The organism is Terrabacter sp. Root85 (assembly GCF_001429185.1).
GTDB lineage: Bacteria > Actinomycetota > Actinomycetes > Actinomycetales > Dermatophilaceae > Terrabacter.
This window is the reverse complement of sequence record NZ_LMIW01000009.1, coordinates 71,751-93,512: the sequence shown is the minus strand read 5'-3', so window position 1 is coordinate 93,512 and position 21,762 is coordinate 71,751. Positions and strand designations below refer to the sequence as shown.

Below are 21,762 nucleotides of genomic sequence, written 5' to 3'. Positions count from 1 at the left end.
TCACTCCACTATCGAGCGGCCCTGGTCGCCGCGGCTCACCCCTTGCGGGTGACTGCCGCCATCCGGATGGATCCCGCCACGCGCCGACTCGCGTCGGACCGTGTCGCTCAGCCGGTCGAGGTGCGCCGAGGGCAGCCGCCACCGCTGCCAGTAGAGCTGGACGTCGACGTGGTCGCGCGACCCGAGTCGCACGAGCTCACCAGCGTCGAGCAACGGCCCGAGCTGCGTTGTCAGGAGCGCACCCCAGCCGAGCCCGGAGCGGACCGCCGTCACGAAGCCACCACCGTCGGGCACCTCGTGCGTCGGCGGCGCGACGTCCACGCCGCGCCGGTCGAGGATGCGCTGCTGGATGTCGTCCTTGTCGTTGAAACGCACGAGCGGCATTGCGGCCCAGTCGATCCCACGGCCGACCCGATGACGGTCCACGAGCTGTGGCGCTGCCGCTGGCAGGTAGCGCATCGTGACGAGAGGCTCGGTCGAGCAGCCCTGGACCGGCGTCGGGTCGGACGTCACGGCGCCGAGCACCTCACCCGACCGGAGCAGCCGAGCCGAGTGGTCCTGGTCCTCGACCCTCAGGCGCAGCACGACGTCGTCCCAGGCGGCAGCCTCGGTCAGCACCGCACCGAACCACGTCGACATCGAGTCCGCGTTGACGACGATCGGCAGGTCGACCCGGGACCGGCCGTCGGCGACAAGCCCCGCAAGCGCCTCCGACTCGAGCAGTCCCTGCTGCCGGGCGAGCCGGACGAGCGCCTCGCCCGCGCTCGTGGCGCGACACGGGGTGCTGCGCACGACCACGACCTGGCCGACCTCGGCCTCGAGCGCCTTGACCCGCTGGCTCACGGCCGACGGTGTCACGTGGAGCCGTCGGGCCGCCGCGTCGAAGGTGCCGGTGTCGATGATGGCGAGCAGGGTCGCGAGGTGCTCGGGCTGGAGCCGCATGAAGCCATGCTAATGATGCTGAAGAAACCTTCGCTTCACTGAAGGTCACGTTCCCTCTACGGTCGAGGGCGTGACCTCCCTCGTGCCCGGCTTCCTCACCATGGCCTCGCTCATCGTGGCCATCGGCGCGCAGAACGCCTACGTGCTCCGCACCGGCCTCGCGCGTCACCACGTCGGGCTCGTCGTCGCCGTCTGCGCCGTGAGCGACGCCGTCCTCGTCCTCGCCGGCGTGCTCGGCGTGGGCGGTCTGGTCACGGCCCACCCGGGACTGCTGACGGTCGTGCGGTGGGTCGGGGCGGCATACCTCGTCGGCTACGGCCTGCTGTGCCTGCGCAACGCGCGCCACCCCAAGGGCCTCGAGGCCGGCGGCACCCAGCGGTCGCGCAGCGGCGTGCTCGCGACGGTCCTCGCGCTCACCTGGCTCAACCCGCACGTCTACCTCGACACCGTGCTGCTCGTCGGGTCGCTCGCCAACCAGCACGGTCCGGACGGACGGTGGTGGTTCGCCGGTGGGGCCGCGCTCGCCAGCGTCGTGTGGTTCACCTCGCTCGGCTACGGCGCGCGCCTGCTCGCGCCGCTCTTCGCGCGGCCGGCCACGTGGCGCGTTCTCGACGTCGCGATCGCCGTCGTCATGTTCACCATCGCCGCCACCCTCCTCCTCGGCTGAACGCCCGATTCGCTCGTTGGCCTGCGCGACGGAAGGACTCGACCTAACCTCTGCTGCGTGAGCACGGGGGACGTCGCCGACGTCGGCGACGACAAACGCATGAGGCTTCGGTATGCCGGCACGTGCCGACGGTGCGCCGCCCCGCTCCCAGCAGGTACCCGTGCCGTCTACGAACGGTCGAGCCGGACCGTGCGCTGCCTCGAGTGCCCGGGTGAGTCGGCCAAGACGGTCACCCCGGAGTGCGACGACGTCGGCGTGGCCGTCGTCCCCGACGAACCACGGGCCCAGCCGTCCCTCCAGCCCGAGCCGGCCCGGGAAACCAGCGGCCAGGCCGGGGGGTCGGCGCGGCGCGAGTTCGAACGGCGGCGCGACGCCCGGGAGCGACGCGTCCGCGAGCGCCACCCACGCATCGGCGGATTCCTCCTCGCCATCACCGAGGAGCCGCAGAGCACCCGGGCGTGGGACACCGGCGCGGAGGGCGAGCAGTTCGTGGGCGGCCGTCTCGACGCCCTCGTGGGTGACGACCTCGCCGTGCTGCACGATCGGCGCATTCCCAGGACGCGGGCCAACATCGACCACGTCGTCGTCTCGCGCCACGGCATCTTCGTCGTCGACGCGAAGAAGTACAAGGGCAGGCCCGCCCTCCGCGTCGAGGGCGGCCTCTTTCGGCCCCGCACCGAGAAGCTCGTCGTCGGTGGAAGGGACTGCACGAAGCTCGTCGACGGGGTGCTGGGGCAGGTCGACATCGTCCGCACGGCCGTCGACGACCCGACCGTCCCCGTGACGGGGGTGCTGTGCTTCGTCGCCGCCGACTGGCCGCTCATCGGTGGTGCCTTCGTGACCTGCGGAGTTCACGTGCTGTGGTCCCAGCGCCTCGTGCAGCTCGTCACGGCGACGCCGCCCACCCGCGACACGGCGTCGCTCGCGACCGTGGACGTCGCAGCCGTGCGCGATCGGCTGGCGGCTGCCTTCCCGCCCGCCTGAAAAGCCACCGGGCGACTACCTCAGACGGGTCCACCCGGCATACGCCATCGGATCTGAGGTAGTCGGCGGGCAGGGATAGGGCGGTCGTCCGATGTGGGGGTCTACCTCAGCAACCGAGTCTGGAGAAGTCCAGAACGGCACGAGCAGAGGAAAGACCATGACCACCCAGTACATCGACTTCCGCACCGTCCAGGTCGAGATCGAGTCCCGCTACCCGCAGCGTCGCCGCGTCCGCCGCGACTCGTCGCTCGAGATCATGCGCCGCACCATGGCGCGGGTCTCCCGAGAGGAGAACAACCCGGGCCGCGCGCGGTGACGACGGCGACGCGACCCGTGTCGCCGACCGTCCCGCTCCTGTCGGCGGAGTACGCGATGATTCCGCGTATGCCGCTCAGCACGGGCCCCCTCATCGGGCGGGACACCGACCTGTCCCGTCTCGCCGACGCCATCGGACTGCGCCCCACCCCGGGTGCCCGGCCCGGTGGCGTCGTCGTGCTGTCGGGCGACGCCGGCATCGGCAAGTCCCGCATCGTGGGGCACCTCGTCACCGAGGCCACCGCGTCCGACTGGTTCACCGCCGTCGGTCACTGCGTCGGCCAGGCCGGCAGCAGCCTCGCCTACCTGCCCTTCGTCGAGCTCGTCGGCACCATCGACGCAGGCCATCCCGACGTCGTCGAGCGTGTGCTCGAGACCCACCCGAGCCTCGGCCACCTGCTGCCGGGGCGCACCGACGCACCCGACCGGGACCGTTCCGGACGCAGCACCGACCCCGGCCAGGTCGCCGAGGCCGTGCACGCGCTGCTGTCCGCGCTCGGCGACGCCCAGCCGTCCCTCCTCGTCGTCGAGGACGTCCACTGGGCCGACCACTCCTCGCGCGACCTCATCACCCTCCTGCTGACCCGTGGCTTCACGCACGCGGTCGGCCTCGTCGTGACCTACCGCTCCGACGACCTCTACCGCCGCCACCCCCTGCACGAGACGCTCGCCGTGTGGGCGCGCATCGCGGGGCTCGAGCACGTCGAGCTCGCCCCGCTCCCCGACGACGCCGTGCGAGAGCTCGTCTCCGGCATCGAGGGCGCCCCGACCGACGCCGCGACGAACGCCGAGATCGCCCGCCGCTCCGAGGGCAACCCGTTCTTCGCCGAGGAGCTCGTCGCGAGCGCCGCGGCCGGCCAGGGCCTGACCGGCGGCCTGAGCCGCGTGCTCCGCGCCCGCGTCGAGCAGCTCGACGACACCGCCCAGCGCGTGCTCCGGGCCATCGCCCTCAAGGGCGGGCAGTTCATCGGCCACGACCTCCTCTCCCGCGTCGTCGACCTCCCCGACGAGACGCTCGAGGCCGCGCTGGCCGCCGCGGTGGAGCACCACGTCCTCGAGGCCCGCTGGCCGCCGGCCTACACCTTCCGCCACGCCCTCCTCGGTGAGGCCGTGGCCGACAGCCTCCTGCCCGGCGAGCGCCTACGGCTCCACCGGGCGTATGCCGCCGTGCTGGCCGAGCGTCCCGAGCTCGCCCCCGCGTCCGAGCTGGCCCGCCACGCCGCCGCCGTGGGCGACCTGCCGACGGCGGTCCGCGCGAGTCGAGCCGCGGCCGAGGCCGCCATGGCCGTCGGCGGTCCGCAGGAGGCGCTGCTGCTCCTCGAGCGCGCGCTCTCGTGGCTCGACGAGGACGACCCCGAACGCGACGAGGTGACCCTCCGGGCCTCGCGCGCGGCGATGGTCGCCGGTGAGCCGATCCGAGCCATGGACCTGCTGCGCGACCGGCTGGACCATCCCGGCACCGCGCAGGACCCGGGCGCGCGCGCCGACCTGCTCTCGACGCTCGTCATCCGCTCGCGCATCCTCGACCTGCCGATCGACTCCATCGCCCTGACCGACGAGGCCCTGTCGCTCATCGGCGAGGAGGCCGACGAGCGCCGGGTCCGGGTGCTCGTCGCCCGAGTGCAGGCTCTCGTCGACAACGGCTCGTTCGTCGAAGCCGCCGTCGTCGGCAACGAGGTGTCCCTGCTCGCCGAGCGTCTCGGACTCGGCGGCGCGCTCGCCGAGGTGCGCACCATCATGGCTCGCATCCTCGAGGCGCAGGAGGACCTCGACTCGGTCGAGACGCACCTTCGCTCGATCGTCGCCGACATCGATCCAGACGACCCCCTCCTCCTTCGCGCCCTGCACCAGCTCGCGTCCCTCGCGCACCGCCGCGGCGACCTTCCCGGGTCGCTCGAGCTCTACGACCGCGGGGCCGCCGTCGCCCGGCGGATGCACCGAGAGTGGGCACCCTGGGGGCAGGAGTGCCGCCTGCTCGGCGGACTCACGGCCTACGAGCTCGGCGACTGGGACGGCGCGGCTCGACGCCTCGACCTCGCGGGGCGACCGGCCCCGCAGCCGGGGCGCACGATCTTCACCGGCGCCGCCCTGCTCGTGCACGCCGGTCGCGGAGACCCCGTCGACCCCGACCTCATCGGGGCGATGCGGGAGTGGTGGCCCGTCGACGGCCTGTGCGTCGTGCTGACGACCATGCCCGCCGTCGACGTGCTCGGCCAGACGGGCGACCTCGGAGGGATGCTCGACCTCACCGAGGAGGCCGTCCGCGTCCTCGACGCCACCTGGGGCGAGTACCACGCCGTCGTGCGGCTCGCCGCGCTCGTGGCCGGGCAGGCTGCAGCGCTCGTACCGCGGGCCGACCCGGCGCTCCGGGCCCGCGCCGTCGCCGTCGTCGAGGAGCTCGCCGATCGCGGCCGCCGCATCAGCGAGCTGCGGCCCGCCGTCGAGAAGGCGAGCCGTCCGAAGTTCGAGCGCGCGGCCGCCGAGTCGCTCGAGGACACGAGCCGCGAGACGTGGGCGTGGACCGCGCGGCTCGAGGCCGAGGTGCTGCGGCTTCAGCGGGTCGCCGGGGTCGAGGAGCCGCCGCCGGTGACCGAGCTCGTCGACGCGTGGCGCGAGAGCGTCGCGGCGTTCGAGCGCTACGGCCACGTCTTCGAGACCGCCCGCTCGCGGGCGCGGCTCGCCGAGGCCCTGCGGGCCGCGGGCGAGGACGTCGAGTCCCGCACGGTCGCCGAGCTGGCCCGCGAGGAGGCCGTCAGGCTCGAAGCGAAGCCGCTCCTCGCCGAGCTCGACGCGGTGCGCCCCGGCGGCGTGACGGTCGACCTCACCCCGCGTGAGCTCGAGGTGCTCGCGCTGCTGGCGCAGGGCCTGACCAACGGTCAGATCGGCAAGCAGCTCTACATCAGCACCAAGACCGTGAGCGTCCACGTCTCCAACCTCCTGGCCAAGCTCGGCGCCTCCGGTCGCACCGAGGCGGCCGCCATCGCGCGGCGACGTGGGCTCGTGACCGGCTGAGTGCGATCAGGCCGCGGCGGCCTCGAGGACCTCGGTCGCCGGCCGCGACCGACGCAGACCGGGGGTGAGGGCGACCGAGACGACCACCGAGGCGACGGCCATGACGCCCATCGCCTGCGCGGCCGCGGCCGGCCCCATCCCCAGGGAGCTCGCGACGACGCCGCCGAGCAGCGCCCCGAGGGCCTGGCCCACCATGAGGCCCGTGCCCTGCAGCCCGAAGACCTGGCCTCGCGCCTGCGCGTCGGTGTGCGTCACCAGCCGCTCCTGCAGGGGCAGGCTCGCCGAGTAGCCCACGGACGCGACGAAGGCCAGCGCGGCGGCATACGGAAGCGACGGGACGGCGAAGAAGGCGAGGTAGGGGATCGCGAGCAGGAGCCGCAGCGGGCCGATGAGCCGGTCGCGCACGGCCACGGCGAGGAAGCGCCCGACGACGACGTCGCCGAGCAGCATGCCGGCGGCGGTGACGGCGAAGAGGTAGCCCGCGCGCTCGCCCGCGAACGGCACGAAGAGTGCCTCGCACCCGACGATGAGCCCGTTGGGCACCCACAACGTCAGGTAGATCGGACGGATGACGCGCGACCCGAGCAGGGCTCGGTTGACCTCGCGGGTGCGGCGCACGAGGGAGGTGGCCGCGTGCCGCGGCGGGTGGTCCGAGAGGCCGAGGCGGAGCAGCACGACCGCGACGAGGAGGGCGACACCCGAACCGAGGAAGAGCTCGGTCGTCGTGAAGGTGATGAGGAGCAGGCCCCCGATGCCGTAGCCGACGATCTGCATGCCGCCGACCGCGATGTTCATCGTCGCCCGGCCGAGGATGAAGCCGTCGGGCGGGAGGATGTCGGAGACGAGCGCCATCATGCTGCCGCCGAGCGCCGAGGTGATGAGCGGGCCGACCGCGAGCAGGGCGAAACGCCAGCCCCAGGCCAGGCCCGGGATCGCCTGCAGCAGGTCGGTGACCATCGTCGTCGTGAAGACGAGCAGCAGCGCGGTGCGCGGGCGGACCAGGTCGGAGCCGGAGCCGAAGAGGGTCTGGCCGACGATGCGCATGAGCGGCGCGCCGAACATCGCGAGGGCCGTCAGGACCGGCGACCCCGTGGCGGCGAAGGTGATGGTGCCGAGCGCGAGGGACGCGACGGCATACGACCCGATGTTGATGCACTGGACGAGGAAGAGGACCCGGAACTCACGGATGGCGAACAGCTGGCGGTAGGTCTTCACTCGCTCCACCCTGACGAGTCGCGACCCGGGCCGCTAATCTTTCGGACGGAGGCGAAACATGGGGACGTGGCGGATCTCGGCCGACCTGCTGGCGCGGAGCCGCTTCGTGGTGTCACCGCGCATCGAGACGGTGGCCGCCCTCAACGACCTCGTGCGGCCCAGCGACGCCGCGGGGCGGGCCTTCGCCGCCGCGCACCGCGAGTCGTTCGAGGCGATGCTCGCCGAGCACCCCGTGCGGCGTGCCGTCCTCGACCACAGCTGGCGCACGGGATGGATCTCCGACTGGCTCGCACTCCCGCCAGACGGTCCGGGTCGCAGCTTCGCCGACGAGGTCGATGACGTGCGAACCTTGGGGGACAAGCGAATTCGCGCCTACCTGCGCGAGAGCACCCCCGAGGCGTCGCTGCCGCGCATCCTCAGCCGACCGGGCACGGCCGAGCAGGCGGCCCAGCTGCTCGAGTGGGTGTGGACGCACGCCCTCGCCAGCGACTGGGGCCGCCGCGAGCGCATCCTGCGTGCCGACATCGTGTCGCGGACGGCGCGCCTCGCGACCCACGGCTGGGCCGCCGTGCTGCGTGACCTCGGCCGCGACCGCGAGTGGCTCGGCGACGGCCAGCTCCGGATCAACCGCTACGACCTGCCCTCGCGCGTCCTCGACGACGACGCCGACCTCTACTTCGTGCCCGCCCACGGGACCGCCACGTGGGTCGGCTGGGACCTCCCCCGTCGCTACGCCATCTACTACCCCGTGACCGGAGCCCTCGCCGAGGTCGACGGCCAGGCAGACGACGGGCTCGAGCGCCTCGTCGGCAGCGCTCGGGCACGGCTGCTGCGCGCCCTCGACGGACCGTCGAGCACGAGCGCGCTCGTCGCCCGCACGGGTATGCCGCTGGGCTCGGTCGGCGACCACCTCAAGGTGCTGCTCGCCTCGGGCACCGTGCTGCGCCGACGGTCGGGACGCGAGGTGCTCTACTGGCGCACCGCCCTGGGCGACGCCCTCGTGGCCTCTGGTCGGGGAGTTCTCCCCATGTACCGCAACGCCGCTCGCCCCTAGCGTCGGCGCTGCGGACGCGCCCGCGTCCAGCCACCGACACACGCTCAGGGGTAGTCATGTGTGAGCTCCACGAAACCACCAGTCCCGCCGTCGGGCGCCGCACACTGATCCGCGGCGCGGGCGGCCTCCTCATCGGCGGCGGACTCGTCGCCGCCACGGCCACCGCCGCCCAGGCCGCCACGTCGCAGAACGGCTGGCCGGCCGGCTCAACGTCGACCGTCCCGCTCGCCACCTTGGCCGTCGGCGCCGCGACCTTCCCGGCAGGCGTCCGCCGTGGTGACGTCCACATCGTCCTCGGCTACGTCGCCCGCCGCTTCAACAGCGAGGTCGAGGCGCTCGTCAAGGGCTGGTGCTGGGGCCACAGCTACCGTCCGATCTCGGGGAGCACCACCCTGTCGAACCACTCGAGCGGCACGGCCATCGACCTCAACGCCCCGCGCCACCCGCTCGGCACGTCGGGCACCTTCACGGCGACGCAGCGCTCGCACATCCGCTCGATCCTGAACTCCTGCAACGGAGTCGTGCGCTGGGGCGGGGACTACTCGGGCCGCAAGGACGAGATGCACTTCGAGATCAACGTCCGCCCCGGGGATGCTCGCCTCGCGGCCCTCGCCCAGCGGATCGGCGGCGGTGGCGGCACCCCGACGCCCGCCCCGATCGCCTGGACCACGGTCAAGCGCGGGGCGAGCGGCTTCCGCGTCACGGCCATCCAGCACCTGCTGCGCCAGCGCGGGTTCAGCCTCACCGTCGACGGCTCGTTCGGACCGACGACCCAGAGCCGCGTCATCTCGTTCCAGCGCTCCAAGGGCCTCGCGGTCGACGGTGTCGTCGGACCGAAGACCTGGTCGGCGCTCGTCGTCTCCGTCAAGCGCGGCTCGAGCGGCCAGGCCGTCGTCGCCGCGCAGAAGCTGCTGACCCACCGGGGCTACAGCCTCACGGCCGACGGCGTCTTCGGCGCGATGACCGCGACGAAGACGCAGGCCTTCCAGCAGTCCCGGGGGCTCGCGGCCGACGGCGTCGTGGGCGCCCGCACCTGGGCGATGCTCACCGTCTGACAAGCGAACGGTTCTCCCCGGAACTTCCCAGCGAGGACCCCTCTCCGACGGGGGTTTCAGGTCTAGCGTCTGTGGTGTTCACGCCATTCAACGAAGAGGGGCACGGCACATGGCAGAAGACTGGGCAGCAGACGTCAAGAAGTACTCCCCCGACGCCGACGACGCCGCGATCAAGGGCCGTCGTCCGGCACTGCGGCATCGCGCTGCAGAAGCGCGACTCGGCACTGGTGTCGTTCAGCGACAAGAGCGAGACCGACCGCGTGCGTGACGGATTCATGAAGAAGAAGCTCGGCCTCACCGACTCCGACGCCGATCTCGACGCCTCCCTGGCTGAGGTCGGGCAGACGCTCAAGGGCGACCGCACGAAGAACCGCGTCACCGTCTACTACCTGCTGGCCGAGAAGCACGGGAAGCTCGACCTCTTCCGCTGACCTCCGCTGCTGACCGCGTCCCTTCGGACGCGGACGAACGTATGCCGCCTGGCCGGGCCAGGCGGCACACGGTCTGTTTCCGGGGCGGTGGCCCGGGTGCAACGACACACCCGGGTCAAAGGTTCACCGGCCGCCCCTCGATTTCCGGTCGGCCGTCCGCTCACCATGGAGGATGGACAACCACAACGCCGTGCACCATGGCACTCCCTCGCGTCGCCTCGTCCTCGGCTCGGCTGCTGCCGTCGCCGTCACCGCCCTCACCGCTCCCGTCGCCTCCGCCGAGCAGGGCCTTCGCCGCGGCCGCCTCCCGTCGCGCATCGACCTCCCGGTCGGGACCCGCCCCGAGGGCATCACGTCCGGGCCGGGGCCGACCTTCTACGTCGGCTCCGTCGCCGACGGCCGCATCGTTACGGGCGACCTCCGCACCGGAGCCGTCCGCACCCTTCTCGCCCCCGAGGCCGGACGATCGCTGCGCGGCCTCTACTTCGACTCCCGCACAGGGCTCGTCTGGGCCGTGGGCTCGCTCGGCACCGTCGGACACGTCTGGGCCGTGGACGCCCGGTCGGGAGCCGTCGTCGGCGACACCGTGGTCCCCGGGGCGGGTTTCCTCAACGACCTCGTCGTCACCCGTCGCGCCGTGTGGGCCACCGACTCGAACGTCGACCGCCTCACGATCGTGCGACTCACCCGCCACGGCCGCCCGTCCTGGGCCCCGGCCGAGTTCGTGAACCTCATCGGCGACTGGCCGACGAGTCCCCCGAACACCTTCAACGCCAACGGGATCCGCACCCTCCCACACGGACCGATCGTCCTCAACCACAGCCGCGTGGGCGGTCTCTGGCAGGTCGACCCGGCATCCGGCGTCGCCCGCCGGATCGCCGTCACCGGTGGACCCCCGATCACGAGCGGCGACGGGCTGGAGCTCGTGGGCCGGACCCTCTACAACGTGCGCGGGAGCGGCCCCCAGGACGTCAGCGTCGTGCGGCTCCGGACTCACGCCGGCGAGCTGCGCGGCCGGTGGGTCGCCACGCTCACCGACGCCGGACTCGACGTGCCGTCGACCGCCACGGCCGCGCTCGGGTCGCTCTGGGTCGTCAACGCCCGCTTCGGGATCCCCTCACCCGACACGGCACCCTTCTGGGTCACCCGCCTCCCGGCCGGATGACGAGGACGTATGCCGTCGGGTCCCCCATGGACCCGGCGGCCGTACGGGCGCACACTGGACAGATGGACACGCGCCGCAGCAGGTTGACCCGTCGCAGCGCCCTGACCGCCGTCGCGGGCTCGGCACTCGTCGCCCTCACGGCCCTGGCCGGATCGTCGGCCGTCGCCGCACCCCGGACGGTGGCTCCGGTCGCCCCCGTCGTCACGACCTCGCTCGCCGACGTGCGCCTGCCGTCGGCGCCGACGCCGCACCACGTGCCCACACGGGCCGGGTCGTGCTCCGTCTCGATGATGAGCGACCTCTAGCGCCACCCGTCGAGCCTGCTCGCAGGGGTGGTCCGGCGCCCCGGGCCACGATTCGGTCACGGCCGGTGGGGACAACGGCCCGACTGGGTACGTCGCGTCAGTTCGGACCCGGGTGACGTCCCGGGTCCCCGTCCCACCCGCGAGGATCCCGCCATGCCGACGCCGCGCCGCACCACGCCCCGCGAGTGGATGGACCACCTCGAGCAGACGCTCGAGGCGTTCGACGAGACCGGCGGGCACCGCATCCTCACCCAGGTCTTCGACGAGCTCGGCGTCGAGGACGCCCTCTCGCTCGTCGTGCTCCCCTACCTCCACGGGCTCGGTGAACGGTGGTCGGCCGGGTCGATCGGCGTGGCGCAGGAGCACTTCGCGAGCAACGTCCTGCGCTCGCGGCTCTCGGTGCTCATGGGGGCCGACGAACGACCCGAGGGCCCCCTCGCCGTGCTCGCCTGCATGCCCGGCGAGCAGCACGAGTTCGGGCTCATGGCCACCTCGATCGTGCTCTCGCGCCTCGGCTGGCGCACCTGCTACCTCGGTGCCGACACGCCCGCCGCCGAGCTCGCCCTCACCTGCCGGACGCTCCAGCCCGCGGTCGTCGTCGTCGCGGCACGCCGGGCCACGGCCTTCGCCGCCCACGCGCCGGCGCTGCGCCGCGTCGCCAAGTCCACGCCGGTACACCTCGCCGCGGCTGGCGCCACCGACGAGGTCGCCCAGCTGTGCCACGCGACCCGCCTCGACGGCGATCCCGTCCGCGGCGCCCGCACCCTCCACGAGGCCCTCGGCGAGTCCGCCACGCAGATCGACGAGTCCACGGCTGTCTGACGACAGGCCGGCCTGCCCACCGCGCGCGTGACCTGTTCGGCGCTAGGCTCGTTTGCCGTGCCCAGGCACCGTGACCCGCAGGACCCGACCGATGGAGCTCCCATGAACGCAGGACCGAACGGCCCGCAGCACCTCGTCGACCAGGTCGGGTCGGAGCCCGTGGAGGGACCCGGTCGCACGGGGCGCGACCAGCGGATCGGGCTCGTCTTCGCGGGCATCGCCGCCGCCGCCCTCCTCGTCGCCGGGCTGATCACCGTCGTGGTCAGGATGGCCGGCTGAGCGCGGCGAGCGCCACCGGCCGCCCCGACCGGCCCACGAACTCCTCGAAGGCGGCGATCGTCGGGTCGTGCGCGGGGTTGCGCACCATCGCGCCGATGGTCCGTTGCGCCTGCGGGTGGTCGAGCCGGACGGGCACCACGTCGCCCTCCGGGGCGAAGTCCGGGAGGATCGCGACGCCGAGGCCTGCACCGACGAGTCCCCTTGCGGTGTGGACGTCCTCGGCCTCGAAGGCCACGCGCAGCGGCACCCCGGCGTCGGCGTAGATCTCCTCGACGCGGCCACGCAGGCCGAAGCCGGTCTTGAGGACGATGAGCTCGTCGCCCCCGTCGGCGGCCAGACGCTCGACGGAGACCGAGCCCGCTCCGGCGGCCGGGTGCGACCGGTGCACGGCGACGACGAGGGGCTCGTCGTAGAGCACCGTGGTCGACGCACCGGGCAGTGACGGTGGCGACGCGACGAGCGCGACGGAGCAGCGGCCGGCCGCGAAGTCGTCGAGGGCCTTCTGCCGTGAGCCCTGGGCCAGCTCGAACCGCACGCCCGGGAAGCGGTCGCGGAATCGGCGGATCAGGGCCGGCACGACCGCCTCCCCGAGCAGGGTCTGGAACGACAGACCGACCGTGCCGTGCCCGACGACGCTCGACCCGGTCACGACGTCGACACCGCGCTCGAGCGCACCCACCCCCTCCTGCGCGAAGGGCAGCAGCGCCCGGCCGGCCGCGGTCAGGGCGATCCCGCGCCCGTCCCGCTCGACGACGGGGGTGCCGAGCAGCTCCCCGAGGCGGGCCAGGGCCCGACTGACGGTCGGCTGCGGCATGCCGAGGACGGCGGCCGCGGTCGTCACCTGGCCGACCTCCGCGACGACGACGAAGACGGGCAGCAACCGCACGACGGCCCGGGAATCGGCAGGTCTCATGCTCTGATCGTATGCGTCGGGCCTCTGGTATGCATTGGTGCGCACGACCTGACCGACCTAGCGTCGAGCGCATGACCTGGGCCGGACACCTCCCCGCGAGCCGCGAGTACCGCCGCATCCTCGTCGGGCTCGGTGCCGCCGGCATCGCGACGTTCGCGCAGCTCTACTCACCCCAGGGGCTGCTGCCCACCCTCGCGCGCGGCCTCGAGGTCAGCCCCGCCGATGCGGCCCTGTCGGTCTCGCTCGCGACCCTCGGCGTCGCCGTCGCGGTGCTGCCGTGGTCGTGGATCGCCGACCGCGTCGGTCGGCTGCGCGCCATGCAGGTGGCCATCGTCGCCTCGACCGTGCTCGGCGTCGCCGTCGCGCTCGCGCCCGGGATCGAGGCCCTGCTCGCCCTGCGCCTCGTCGAGGGGATGGCCCTCGGTGGGCTGCCCGCGCTCGCCGTCACCTACCTCCACGACGAGGTGCACGCCCGCCACACGGCAGCGGCTGCGGCTGCCTACATCTCCGGCACGACGATCGGTGGTGCAGCCGGGCGGCTCATCGCCGGACCGCTCGCGGGCGTCGTCGGCTGGCGCCCGGCCCTGCTCACGGTGGCCGCCGTGTGTGCCGTCGCGTCGGTCGTCTTCCTGCGGCTCATGCCGCGGGCGCGTGGCTACCGACCGACGACCGCAGCCACCGCGCGGACCGTCGTGGACGGCATACGCACGAGCCTGCGGGACCCGGCGCTGCTGGCGCTCTACGGCCAGGGGGCCCTCCTCATGGGCGGCTTCGTCGCGGTCTACAACTACCTCGCCTTCCGGCTCGAGGGCCCGGAGTTCGCGCTGCCCGCGACGGTCGGGTCGCTGATCTTCGCCGCCTATGCCGCCGGGACCGTCAGCTCGCGCCTCACCGGCCGCTGGGTGCCGCGTCTCGGGCGGCGGCGCGTGCTCGCCTCGGGCACCGTGACCATGGCCGTCGGCGCCCTGCTCACGCTGTCGGGCGCGCTGCCCGTCGTCGTCGTCGGCCTCCTCGTCCTCACGGCCGGCTTCTTCGCCGCCCACGCGACGGCCTCCGCCTGGGTCGGCGCCCGGGCGACGACCGGGCGCGCCCAGGCGACCGCGCTCTACAACGTCGCCTACTACAGCGGGTCCGCCCTCGTCGGCTGGCTGCTCGGCTACGCGTGGTCGGGACCCGGCTGGCGCGCCGTCGTGGGCGCCGTGGTCGTGCTCGCCGCGGTCGCCCTGGCGCTCGCCCTGACCGCGCTGCCCGGCCGCGATCGGATCGGCACCGGCGTTACGGTCTCCCCGGAGGCCCGCGCGGTGCATGCTGTCCCGCATGAGCGACGGTCCGGTGGGGGGACCGCGTAGGGCGGACATCCAGGGCCTCCGGGCCGTGGCCGTGACCGCCGTCATCGCCTTCCACCTCTTCGGCTGGCCGAGCGGCGGCTACCTCGGGGTCGACGCCTTCTTCCTCGTGTCCGGCTTCGTCATCACCGGGGTGCTCGTCCGCGAGCGCGACCGCACGGGACGGATCTCGTTGCGCGCCTTCTGGATCCGCCGGGCCCGACGGATCCTGCCGCTCGCGCTGCTCGTCATCGCCGCCGTCGTCGCCATCGCGCCGTGGGCGTGGGCGGCCGCCAAGGTCGCCTCGATCCACACGGACGCCCTGTGGGCGATGCTCTTCGCCGCGAACTGGCACTACGCCGCCCGCGCCGACACGTACTTCGATACCGGCTCGGCGCCCTCGCCGCTCCTGCACTACTGGTCGCTGGGGGTCGAGGAGCAGTTCTACCTCGTGTGGCCGCTGCTCGTCGTGCTTGTCGTCGCCATCGCGGGAGGTGTGCGCCGACACCGGGTGGCGATCGGCAGCCTCGCGGCGGCCGTCGGCGTCGCGTCCCTCGTCTGGGCAGCCGCCTCGACCTCCTCCGACCCGACGACCGCCTACTTCTCGACGCTGACCCGCGCGTGGGAGCTCGCGCTCGGCGCCGCGCTCGCCACCGTGCCCCGGTATGCCGTCCGGCTGGCTCCCGCAGCCCGCACCGCGCTGTCCTGGGCGGGCCTCGCGACGGTCGTGACGGCATACGTCCTCGTCACGCCGGGCACGGGCATCCCCTGGCCGGCGGCGCTCGGGGTCGCCGTCGGCACCGTGCTCGTGCTCGTCGCTGGGATCGGTGCGCCGGCACCGGGAGCGGTGCTGCTGACGAACCCGGTGAGCGGCTACGTCGGCGACATCTCCTACGGGCTCTACCTCTGGCACTTCCCGCTCGTCGTGCTCGCCCCGGTCGTGCTCACGACCACGGGCGCGACGAGCGCGGCGATCGTCCTCACGGCGACGCTCGCGCTGGCCGTCATCTCGCACCACCTCGTCGAGCGACCGGTTCTCGACGCGCCACGGGTGCGGCGTCGCAGCATGGTGGCCGCCGCCCTGGCGCTCGTGCTCCTCGTCGTCGGGGTCGGCGGGGCGGCGTCGGCCCGACCCGACCTCTTCGCGGGTGGCACCGTCGTCGCGGCCGACGACCCCGATGGCGCTGTTCCACCACCTCCGGAGGGCGAGGTGCCCGCGCCGACGGCGCAGACCCTCGAGCCGACGCCCACGGCGACGACGACCAGCCCACCGACCCGGACGACGCCCCCCGTGCCGCCCCCCACGCCGACCCCCACGCCGACGCCCACGTCCACGAGCTGGACGCCGATCCCACTGGGCGCCAGCGGAACCCGCATCCAGGACGGGCTCCGAGGCGCCCTCGCGTCGGGGTCGTGGCCGACCGACCTCAACCCCTCACCCGACCAGTGGCAGACGACCGCCGACCAGCGCGCCGCGATGAGCGCCTGCACGGCGACCGACGCCGAGGACCCCGAGTCGTGCACCTTCGGCAACCGCGCCGGGCCCGAGATCATCGTCTACGGCGACTCCATCGGCTTCCCGCTCCTCGCGACGGTCGAGAAGGCCTACGGCAGGACCTACAAGGTGCGCGGCATGACGAAGATCGCCTGTGCCGTCAACGGCGTCGACGCAAACTACGGCAAGGACGAGTGGGCGCTCCCCTGCGTCGACCACCGGAAGATGGTGCTCGACTACGTGCGGAAGGTGAAGCCGAAGGTCCTCATCATGACCGAGACGTACTCGTGGGCCGTCCGCCTCACGTCCCACGCGAAGGGCGCGGCCTCGGCGAAGGAGTGGCTGGCCGCCGACCAGGCGTTCGTCGACGCGGTGCGCGGGAGCGTCGGCACCGTCGTCATCGTCGCGCCGTCGATGCCGGGCGTCGCGTTCCTCGACTGCTACCGGACGGGTGGGTCGCCGGGACGGTGCGTCACCGGCATCCCGACGTGGTGGGCGCGCACGCGCGACGTCGAGAAGAAGGTGCAGCACGCCGTCTTCGTCGACACGACCCACTGGTACTGCGTCGACGGACGGTGCCCCATCTTCACGACGACAACCGGGACGGTGCTCAAGGGCGACTACCTCCACACGTCGGTGCAGTACGCCCGCCAGCTCGCCCCCGACCTCGCCCATCTCCTCAGGGCCTCCGGCGTCAGGCTGTGAAGGCCGTCGACGGGAGGTCGCGCTCCTCGTCGGCGAGGGCCCGCACGACGCGCTCGGCGACGGCGTCGGGGTCGAGCCCCTGCGGCAGCCTCGGCGCCTCGCCGGCGACCGGTCGGGTCGCCAGACCCGTCTCGGTGTGCGGCGGACGGACGTCGAGGACCCGGATGCGCCGCCGCCGCAGCTCGGTCGCGAGAGCCGCGTCGAAGGCGGTGAGGCCCGCCTTCGCGGCACTGTAGGCCGCCATCCCGGGCATCGCCTTCTCAGCGACGACGGCGCTCACCTGCGCGAGGAAGCCACCCTCCGGGATGACCGCGAGGGCGGCACGGGCCAGGCGGATCGGCGCGACGAGGTCGAGCAGGAGCACCTCGTCGAGCGTGTCGTCGTCGAGGTCCTCGACCGTGCCGAACGCGACGACACCGGCCGCGTTGACGACCCCCGTGAGGGCTGCGTCCGCACTCGCGGCACGCACGACCGAGGCCGGTCCGTCGGGCATCGTCAGGTCGGCGGCGACGACTGTCACGACGGCGGTGCCGAGCTCGTCGGCGAGCGCCTCCAGACGGGCTCCGTCCCGACCGGACACGCTGACCCGGGCGCCGGACGCCACGAGACGCCTCGCGATCGCGCTGCCGAGGCCGCCGGTGGCGCCGAGGACGAGGACGTGCGCAGAGGCGAGGTCGGTCACCCGGCCATCATCACCCGGCGAACGGCCGGCCGGAAGGTGCGCCCCGGGTCGCTCGGTTCGCCGACGGACGGCTGCGAAGGTGGGTATGTTGTGGTCGATCGCGCGTCGGGGGACGCAGCGCACAGGGGACACGGGGGCAGCACCATGGCGACAGCACACTCATCCGGCCGCGGGCACGACGGTGACGACCGGGAGCTCATGGCTCCGCACGAGGTCGCCCGGATCTTCCGGGTCTCTCCGGCCACCATCACCCGCTGGGCCCGGGTCGGCCTGCTGACCTCGACCCGGACGCCCGGCGGCCACCGGCGGTTCGAGCGCGCCAGCGTCATGGCCCACCTGGAGCGGCTCGTGCGCGAGGGTGACGCGGACCGCAGCCGAAGCTCGACCGGCGACGCCTGACCGCACGCGGCGACACGGCATACGGCGCTCCGCCCACGGGTGTGGGGGGTGTCGGTCATGATGTGCGAGTCATGACGCGATGGACTTCCCAGCAGGTGGCCGGTCTGGCTCCCGACGCCTCGTCGCTGGCCGCTGCCCGGAGGCTCGCGCGCCCCGGGCCGTGGTCCGACACCGGCTCCACCGAGACGTTGCTCTGGGCAAGTGCCAGGGCTCCGGCAAGACGCCCTACCAGGTGAGCATCGACCTCACCGGGCCCGCGTTCCGGTGCTCGTGCCCGAGCCGCAAGTTCCCGTGCAAGCACGGGCTCGCGCTCCTGCTCCTCTGGGTGGACGGGTCGGGGTCCGTCGCCGAGGCGACCGAGGTGGCCGGGTTCGCCCAGGAGTGGGCCGCCGAGCGCTCGGCCCGGGCCGAGGCGAAGGCCGCCGGGGACGCCGCCCGCCCGGCGAGGACCCCCGACCCCGCAGCCGCGGCAAAGCGCCTCGAGGAGCGGCTCGCCCTCATGGACGACGGCATGGACGACTTCGCGCGGTGGCTCACCGACCTCGCGCGCAGCGGCACGGCAGCCGCACGGCACCAGTCCTACGCGTGGTGGGACGGCACGGCCGCGCGCCTCGTCGACGCCCAGCTGCCCGGACTCGCCGACGACGTGCGCTCGGTCGGAGGCGCCGTGAGCGGTCGCCCCGACTGGGCCGAGCGCCTGCTCGTCGCGCTCGGTCGCTGGTGGACCGCCACCCGGGCCTGGTCCGGACGCGAGTCCCTCGACGAGGCCCGGCTCGGCGACCTGCGCGCCTACCTCGGCTGGTCGACGAGCACCGAGTCGGTGCGCCGGGCCGACGCCGTGGCCGACCGCTGGCTCGTCCTCGGCGCGCACCGCAGCGACGACGGCCGCCTCCAGCAGCAGCGCACGTGGCTGCGCGGGAGCGCCACCGGCGAGACGGTGCAGGTGCTCGACTTCGCGGCCGGGGGCCAGGTGCTGCCGGTCCCGCGCGTCGTCGGATCCGGGCTCGACGCGACGCTGGCCCGCTACCCGGGTGCCGCCGTGCGGCGGGCCCTCTTCGTCGACGAGCCCACCGTCTCCGACGGCGACGTGCGTATGCCGTCCGGCGCGTCCCTCGCGGACGCGCGGTCGGCGGCGGCCGAGGCCTGGGGCCGCAACCCGTGGGCGCGCCGCATCCCCGTCGTCCTGTCCGACGTGCGCGTCGGAGTCGACCGGGTCGTCGACGCGGACGGTGCGAGCGTCTCCCTGACCGACGACGCCGACGTGTGGTCGCTGCTCGGCCTGACCGGCGGCGGACCGGCGCGCGTCTTCGGCGAGCTCGAGGAGACCCGCCTGAGGCCGCTCACCGTCGTGCTCGACGGCGAGGTGGTCGGGCTGTGAGCGATGTCGACACGTGGTGGCGCGACGTCGGCAACGCCGCGCTGCTGGGCACGGCGCGCCGGCCGGCGCCCCCGCTGCCCGATCTCGGGCGGGCCGGTGTCCTGGGACGTTCCGGCGAGTCCTCCCGCGAGGAGGCCCTCCTCGACGCCGCCGCGCTGGGCGGCGCGGCCCTGCGCGCGGGGCGCCGGCTCGACCACGCCGACCCACCGGAAGCCGCCCCCGACGACCGTCGTCCCGTGGCCCCGCGCCGGGCCGTCCAGCTGCTCGAGCTCGTCATGACCCAGCCTCCGGCCGGGGCCCAGCAGCGCAGCGCCCTGCTCGCGCACTGGCTGGGTGCCGCCGACGACGCCGGCTGCCGGGTGCCGCACGCCCTGCTGCCGACGCTGCTCGCGCTCGCCACCGGGGCGCGCGAGCTGCGGCGCCCGACGGCCGCGGTGCTCGACGAACGGGGCCGATGGCTCGCCGGGCTGCGCGACGAGTGGTCGTGGGTCGCCGACGCCTCCGCGGGCGCCGAGGCCCGCACCGCCTCGCGCCGGACCGGCGCCGCGCCGCGGGCCGACGACTGGGCCCGCCTGCCCTCGACCGACCGGGTCACCGTGCTCACCGGTGTCCGGGCCCACGACCCGGCTGCGGCGCGCGAGCTCGTCCGCTCCACCTGGGCCACCGACGCGGCGCGCGACCGACGCGCACACCTCGACGCCCTGCGCATCGCCCTCGGCCCCGACGACGAGCCGCTCCTCGAGGACGCTCTCGACGACCGGGCCGCCAGTGTGCGTGAGCTGGCGGCCGAGCTGCTCGACGCCCTTCCGGACTCGGCACGCGCCGCTCGCATGGCCGCGCGGCTGCGACCGCTCGTCCAGCGCACCGGCCTGCTCGGTCGCGGCGTCGAGGTGCGGCTGCCCGACGAGCCGGACGACGCAGCCGTGCGCGACGGCCTCGGCAAGCCCCCGCCGCGCCGCTCCGCCCGCGGCTGGTGGCTCGAGCAGCTCTGCGCCGGCGCCCCGCTCGAGCTCTGGGCCGAGCTGACCGGCGCGGGTCCGGTGGCGACGGTCAAGCGCCTCACCGACGCGCAGGCGACGGACGCCCTGGCCGGCATACGCCGTGCCGTGCGAGTCCGACGCGACCCCGAGTGGGCGGCGGCGCTCCTCGACGGCGGCTGGGACCCGACGCTCGTGCCCGCCCTTCCGCGTGAGTTGCGTGAGCGAGCCGTGCTGAGGCGCGTCGACGCGACGAGCACCAAGCCGCACCACGCGGCCGCCGTCATCGCGGCCGTCGAGCCCCCGTGGTCGGCCGACTACAGCGTCGCCCTCGTGTCCCGGCTCCGCGCCGCACCCCAGGGCTCGGCGATCGTCGTCGCGACGATGCCCTACCTCGTCGCCGGGCTGCACCCCGCCGCGCTCGACGCCGTCGAGCGCTGGCTCGAGTCCAGCGGCGCCGACCAGACCCTGACGACCAACCTGCGCCACCTGCTCCAGTTCCACTCCGTCAAGCGATCGATCACCGAGGCCTTCAGATGAGCGAATCACCCTCTCCCACCACGGTCCTGCGCGCCCACGCCGAAGACGCGTATGCCGCCGAGCTGACCGCCCTCGCTGCCTCCGACGACCGCCCCCGCCCTCCGCGATGGAGGCTGTCGCCGTGGGCCGTCACGACCTACCTCCTCGGCGGCACGCTCGACGACGGCACCGAGATCACCCCGAAGTACCTCGGGTCACGGCGGCTCATGGAGGTCGCCGTCGCCTCGCTCGCCACCGACCGGGCCCTGCTGCTCCTCGGCGTGCCGGGCACGGCCAAGACATGGGTCAGCGAGCACCTCGCGGCCGCCGTCAGCGGCTCGTCGACGCTCGTCGTCCAGGGCACGGCCGGCACGCCCGAGGAGTCGCTGCGCTACGGCTGGAACTACGCGCGCCTGCTCGCCGAGGGGCCGACGCGCGGCGCGCTCGTGCCGAGCCCGGTCATGCGGGCCATGGAGACCGGGACCCTCGTGCGCATCGAGGAGCTGACGCGCATCCCGGCTGACGTCCAGGACGCCCTCATCACGATCCTGTCCGAGAAGCACCTGCCGATCCCCGAGCTCGACTCCGAGGTGCAGGCGCAGCAGGGCTTCAACGTCATCGCCACCGCCAACAACCGCGACAAGGGTGTCAACGACCTCTCGTCGGCCCTCAAGCGCCGCTTCAACACCCTCGTGCTGCCCCTGCCCGACACCCTCGCGCAGGAGGTCGAGATCGTCCGCACCCGCGTCGACTCGCTGGGCCGCTCGCTCGAATTGCCGCCCGGGCTCGAGTCCCTCGCCGAGATCGAGCGCGTCGTCACGATCTTCCGCGAGCTGCGCTCGGGGGTCACCGCCGACCAGCGGACCACCGTCAAGTCGCCGTCGGCGACGCTGTCGACCGCCGAGGCCATCTCGGTCATGACCAACGGGCTGTCGCTCGCCGCCCACTTCGGCGACGGCATCGTCCGGGCCGACGACGTCGCGGCCGGCCTCGTCGGCGCCGTCGTCAAGGACCCGGTCCAGGACCGCATCGTCTGGCATGAGTACCTCGAGACCGTCGTCAAGGACCGCACCGAGTGGACCGACCTCTACCGCGCGTGCCGCGAGCTCGGCTGAGCCCGTGA

Annotated in this window: 21 protein-coding genes; 17 read left to right on the top strand and 4 right to left on the bottom strand. The window is 73.9% G+C overall.

All coding sequences use genetic code 11. The features are described 5' to 3' along the window. Nucleotides 1–942 carry a LysR family transcriptional regulator ArgP gene (locus ASE25_RS12675; protein ID WP_056774942.1) on the bottom strand — a complete coding sequence of 314 codons (942 nt, stop codon included), beginning with the start codon at nucleotides 940–942 and terminating at the stop codon, nucleotides 1–3. A gap of 70 nt (nucleotides 943–1,012) precedes the next feature. Here ASE25_RS12675 and ASE25_RS12670 point away from each other — a divergent pair, with 70 nt between their 5' ends. The 4 genes from ASE25_RS12670 (at nucleotide 1,013) to ASE25_RS23705 (ending at nucleotide 5,920) form a co-directional block, all read left to right on the top strand. Then, nucleotides 1,013–1,609, top strand: coding sequence for a LysE/ArgO family amino acid transporter (locus tag ASE25_RS12670; protein WP_157623421.1), 597 nt, complete (start codon nucleotides 1,013–1,015; stop codon nucleotides 1,607–1,609). Nucleotides 1,610–1,666: 57 nt separating this feature from the next. Further along, the gene (locus ASE25_RS12665) at nucleotides 1,667–2,593 is read left to right on the top strand and encodes a nuclease-related domain-containing protein (RefSeq protein ID WP_082622859.1); all 927 of its coding nucleotides are present in this window, start codon (nucleotides 1,667–1,669) and stop codon (nucleotides 2,591–2,593) included. Between the two features lie 157 nt (nucleotides 2,594–2,750). Next, nucleotides 2,751–2,909, top strand: a complete 159-nt coding sequence (locus ASE25_RS22795; protein WP_020143554.1) for a hypothetical protein — start codon at nucleotides 2,751–2,753, stop codon at nucleotides 2,907–2,909. A 17-nt stretch (nucleotides 2,910–2,926) separates the two neighbouring features. Then, complete coding sequence (locus ASE25_RS23705; protein ID WP_304437919.1) at nucleotides 2,927–5,920, top strand: helix-turn-helix transcriptional regulator; 2,994 nt, start codon at nucleotides 2,927–2,929, stop codon at nucleotides 5,918–5,920. A gap of 6 nt (nucleotides 5,921–5,926) precedes the next feature. Here the strand turns inward: ASE25_RS23705 and ASE25_RS12655 are convergent, their stop codons facing one another. Continuing rightward, complete coding sequence (locus ASE25_RS12655; RefSeq protein ID WP_056825886.1) at nucleotides 5,927–7,135, bottom strand: hypothetical protein; 1,209 nt, start codon at nucleotides 7,133–7,135, stop codon at nucleotides 5,927–5,929. A 58-nt stretch (nucleotides 7,136–7,193) separates the two neighbouring features. On the opposite strand from ASE25_RS12655, the gene ASE25_RS12650 reads away from it, so the two are divergent. The 7 genes from ASE25_RS12650 to ASE25_RS22790 all read left to right on the top strand — a co-directional run bounded on the left by ASE25_RS12650 (nucleotide 7,194) and on the right by ASE25_RS22790 (nucleotide 12,246). Then, nucleotides 7,194–8,189: a helix-turn-helix transcriptional regulator gene (locus ASE25_RS12650; RefSeq protein WP_056825885.1), complete on the top strand. Its 996-nt coding sequence runs from the start codon at nucleotides 7,194–7,196 to the stop codon at nucleotides 8,187–8,189. A 56-nt stretch (nucleotides 8,190–8,245) separates the two neighbouring features. Continuing rightward, nucleotides 8,246–9,244 carry a peptidoglycan-binding protein gene (locus ASE25_RS12645; protein WP_056825883.1) on the top strand — a complete coding sequence of 333 codons (999 nt, stop codon included), beginning with the start codon at nucleotides 8,246–8,248 and terminating at the stop codon, nucleotides 9,242–9,244. 74 nt (nucleotides 9,245–9,318) lie between these two features. Next, on the top strand, nucleotides 9,319–9,675 hold the full coding sequence (locus tag ASE25_RS12640) for a DUF2853 family protein (protein ID WP_235508671.1): 357 nt from the start codon (nucleotides 9,319–9,321) through the stop codon (nucleotides 9,673–9,675). A 172-nt stretch (nucleotides 9,676–9,847) separates the two neighbouring features. Next, complete coding sequence (locus ASE25_RS12635; protein ID WP_056825881.1) at nucleotides 9,848–10,840, top strand: hypothetical protein; 993 nt, start codon at nucleotides 9,848–9,850, stop codon at nucleotides 10,838–10,840. Between the two features lie 62 nt (nucleotides 10,841–10,902). Further along, nucleotides 10,903–11,145 (top strand): hypothetical protein, encoded by a 243-nt coding sequence (locus ASE25_RS12630; protein ID WP_056774958.1) that lies wholly within the window; start codon nucleotides 10,903–10,905, stop codon nucleotides 11,143–11,145. Between the two features lie 153 nt (nucleotides 11,146–11,298). Continuing rightward, nucleotides 11,299–11,967: a B12-binding domain-containing protein gene (locus tag ASE25_RS12625; protein ID WP_056825879.1), complete on the top strand. Its 669-nt coding sequence runs from the start codon at nucleotides 11,299–11,301 to the stop codon at nucleotides 11,965–11,967. A 102-nt stretch (nucleotides 11,968–12,069) separates the two neighbouring features. Next, a complete protein-coding gene (locus ASE25_RS22790; RefSeq protein WP_156415520.1) occupies nucleotides 12,070–12,246 on the top strand; it encodes a hypothetical protein in 177 nt (58 codons plus the stop codon). Here the strand turns inward: ASE25_RS22790 and ASE25_RS12620 are convergent. After that, a complete protein-coding gene (locus ASE25_RS12620; protein WP_082622858.1) occupies nucleotides 12,230–13,159 on the bottom strand; it encodes a LysR family transcriptional regulator in 930 nt (309 codons plus the stop codon). The genes ASE25_RS22790 and ASE25_RS12620 overlap by 17 nt on opposite strands. A gap of 71 nt (nucleotides 13,160–13,230) precedes the next feature. Here ASE25_RS12620 and ASE25_RS12615 point away from each other — a divergent pair, with 71 nt between their 5' ends. Both ASE25_RS12615 and ASE25_RS12610 read left to right on the top strand, forming a co-directional pair. Continuing rightward, nucleotides 13,231–14,508 carry an MFS transporter gene (locus ASE25_RS12615; protein WP_056825877.1) on the top strand — a complete coding sequence of 426 codons (1,278 nt, stop codon included), beginning with the start codon at nucleotides 13,231–13,233 and terminating at the stop codon, nucleotides 14,506–14,508. After that, entirely contained in the window at nucleotides 14,477–16,684 is a 2,208-nt protein-coding gene (locus ASE25_RS12610; RefSeq protein ID WP_162260608.1) for an acyltransferase family protein, read from the top strand. The genes ASE25_RS12615 and ASE25_RS12610 overlap by 32 nt, the downstream gene beginning before the upstream one ends. Here ASE25_RS12610 and ASE25_RS12605 read toward each other — a convergent pair. Then, the gene (locus ASE25_RS12605) at nucleotides 16,674–17,366 is read right to left on the bottom strand and encodes an SDR family oxidoreductase (RefSeq protein WP_056774973.1); all 693 of its coding nucleotides are present in this window, start codon (nucleotides 17,364–17,366) and stop codon (nucleotides 16,674–16,676) included. The two genes, ASE25_RS12610 and ASE25_RS12605, sit on opposite strands and share 11 nt — an antisense overlap. Before the next feature lie 144 nt (nucleotides 17,367–17,510). On the opposite strand from ASE25_RS12605, the gene ASE25_RS12600 reads away from it, so the two are divergent. From ASE25_RS12600 to ASE25_RS12585, 4 genes are all read left to right on the top strand, one after another. Then, nucleotides 17,511–17,765 carry a helix-turn-helix domain-containing protein gene (locus ASE25_RS12600; RefSeq protein WP_056774975.1) on the top strand — a complete coding sequence of 85 codons (255 nt, stop codon included), beginning with the start codon at nucleotides 17,511–17,513 and terminating at the stop codon, nucleotides 17,763–17,765. Nucleotides 17,766–17,997: 232 nt separating this feature from the next. After that, nucleotides 17,998–19,143 carry an SWIM zinc finger family protein gene (locus tag ASE25_RS12595; protein WP_235508670.1) on the top strand — a complete coding sequence of 382 codons (1,146 nt, stop codon included), beginning with the start codon at nucleotides 17,998–18,000 and terminating at the stop codon, nucleotides 19,141–19,143. After that, nucleotides 19,140–20,660, top strand: a complete 1,521-nt coding sequence (locus ASE25_RS12590) for a DUF5691 domain-containing protein (protein WP_056825873.1) — start codon at nucleotides 19,140–19,142, stop codon at nucleotides 20,658–20,660. The genes ASE25_RS12595 and ASE25_RS12590 overlap by 4 nt, the downstream gene beginning before the upstream one ends. Continuing rightward, entirely contained in the window at nucleotides 20,657–21,754 is a 1,098-nt protein-coding gene (locus ASE25_RS12585; RefSeq protein ID WP_056825871.1) for an AAA family ATPase, read from the top strand. The genes ASE25_RS12590 and ASE25_RS12585 overlap by 4 nt, the downstream gene beginning before the upstream one ends. The last annotated feature ends 8 nt before the right edge of the window (nucleotides 21,755–21,762 follow it).

Excerpts from the sequence above, each read along its gene's own strand:
- ASE25_RS12675 (WP_056774942.1), bottom strand. The coding sequence starts at position 942 with ATGCGGCTCCAGCCCGAGCACCTCGCGACCCTGCTCGCCATCATCGAC.
- ASE25_RS22795 (WP_020143554.1), top strand. The coding sequence starts at position 2,751 with ATGACCACCCAGTACATCGACTTCCGCACCGTCCAGGTCGAGATCGAG.
- ASE25_RS12650 (WP_056825885.1), top strand. The coding sequence starts at position 7,194 with ATGGGGACGTGGCGGATCTCGGCCGACCTGCTGGCGCGGAGCCGCTTC.
- ASE25_RS12645 (WP_056825883.1), top strand. The coding sequence starts at position 8,246 with ATGTGTGAGCTCCACGAAACCACCAGTCCCGCCGTCGGGCGCCGCACA.
- ASE25_RS12635 (WP_056825881.1), top strand. The coding sequence starts at position 9,848 with ATGGACAACCACAACGCCGTGCACCATGGCACTCCCTCGCGTCGCCTC.
- ASE25_RS12630 (WP_056774958.1), top strand. The coding sequence starts at position 10,903 with ATGGACACGCGCCGCAGCAGGTTGACCCGTCGCAGCGCCCTGACCGCC.
- ASE25_RS12625 (WP_056825879.1), top strand. The coding sequence starts at position 11,299 with ATGCCGACGCCGCGCCGCACCACGCCCCGCGAGTGGATGGACCACCTC.
- ASE25_RS22790 (WP_156415520.1), top strand. The coding sequence starts at position 12,070 with ATGAACGCAGGACCGAACGGCCCGCAGCACCTCGTCGACCAGGTCGGG.
- ASE25_RS12620 (WP_082622858.1), bottom strand. The coding sequence starts at position 13,159 with ATGAGACCTGCCGATTCCCGGGCCGTCGTGCGGTTGCTGCCCGTCTTC.
- ASE25_RS12615 (WP_056825877.1), top strand. The coding sequence starts at position 13,231 with ATGACCTGGGCCGGACACCTCCCCGCGAGCCGCGAGTACCGCCGCATC.
- ASE25_RS12610 (WP_162260608.1), top strand. The coding sequence starts at position 14,477 with ATGAGCGACGGTCCGGTGGGGGGACCGCGTAGGGCGGACATCCAGGGC.
- ASE25_RS12600 (WP_056774975.1), top strand. The coding sequence starts at position 17,511 with ATGGCGACAGCACACTCATCCGGCCGCGGGCACGACGGTGACGACCGG.
- ASE25_RS12585 (WP_056825871.1), top strand. The coding sequence starts at position 20,657 with ATGAGCGAATCACCCTCTCCCACCACGGTCCTGCGCGCCCACGCCGAA.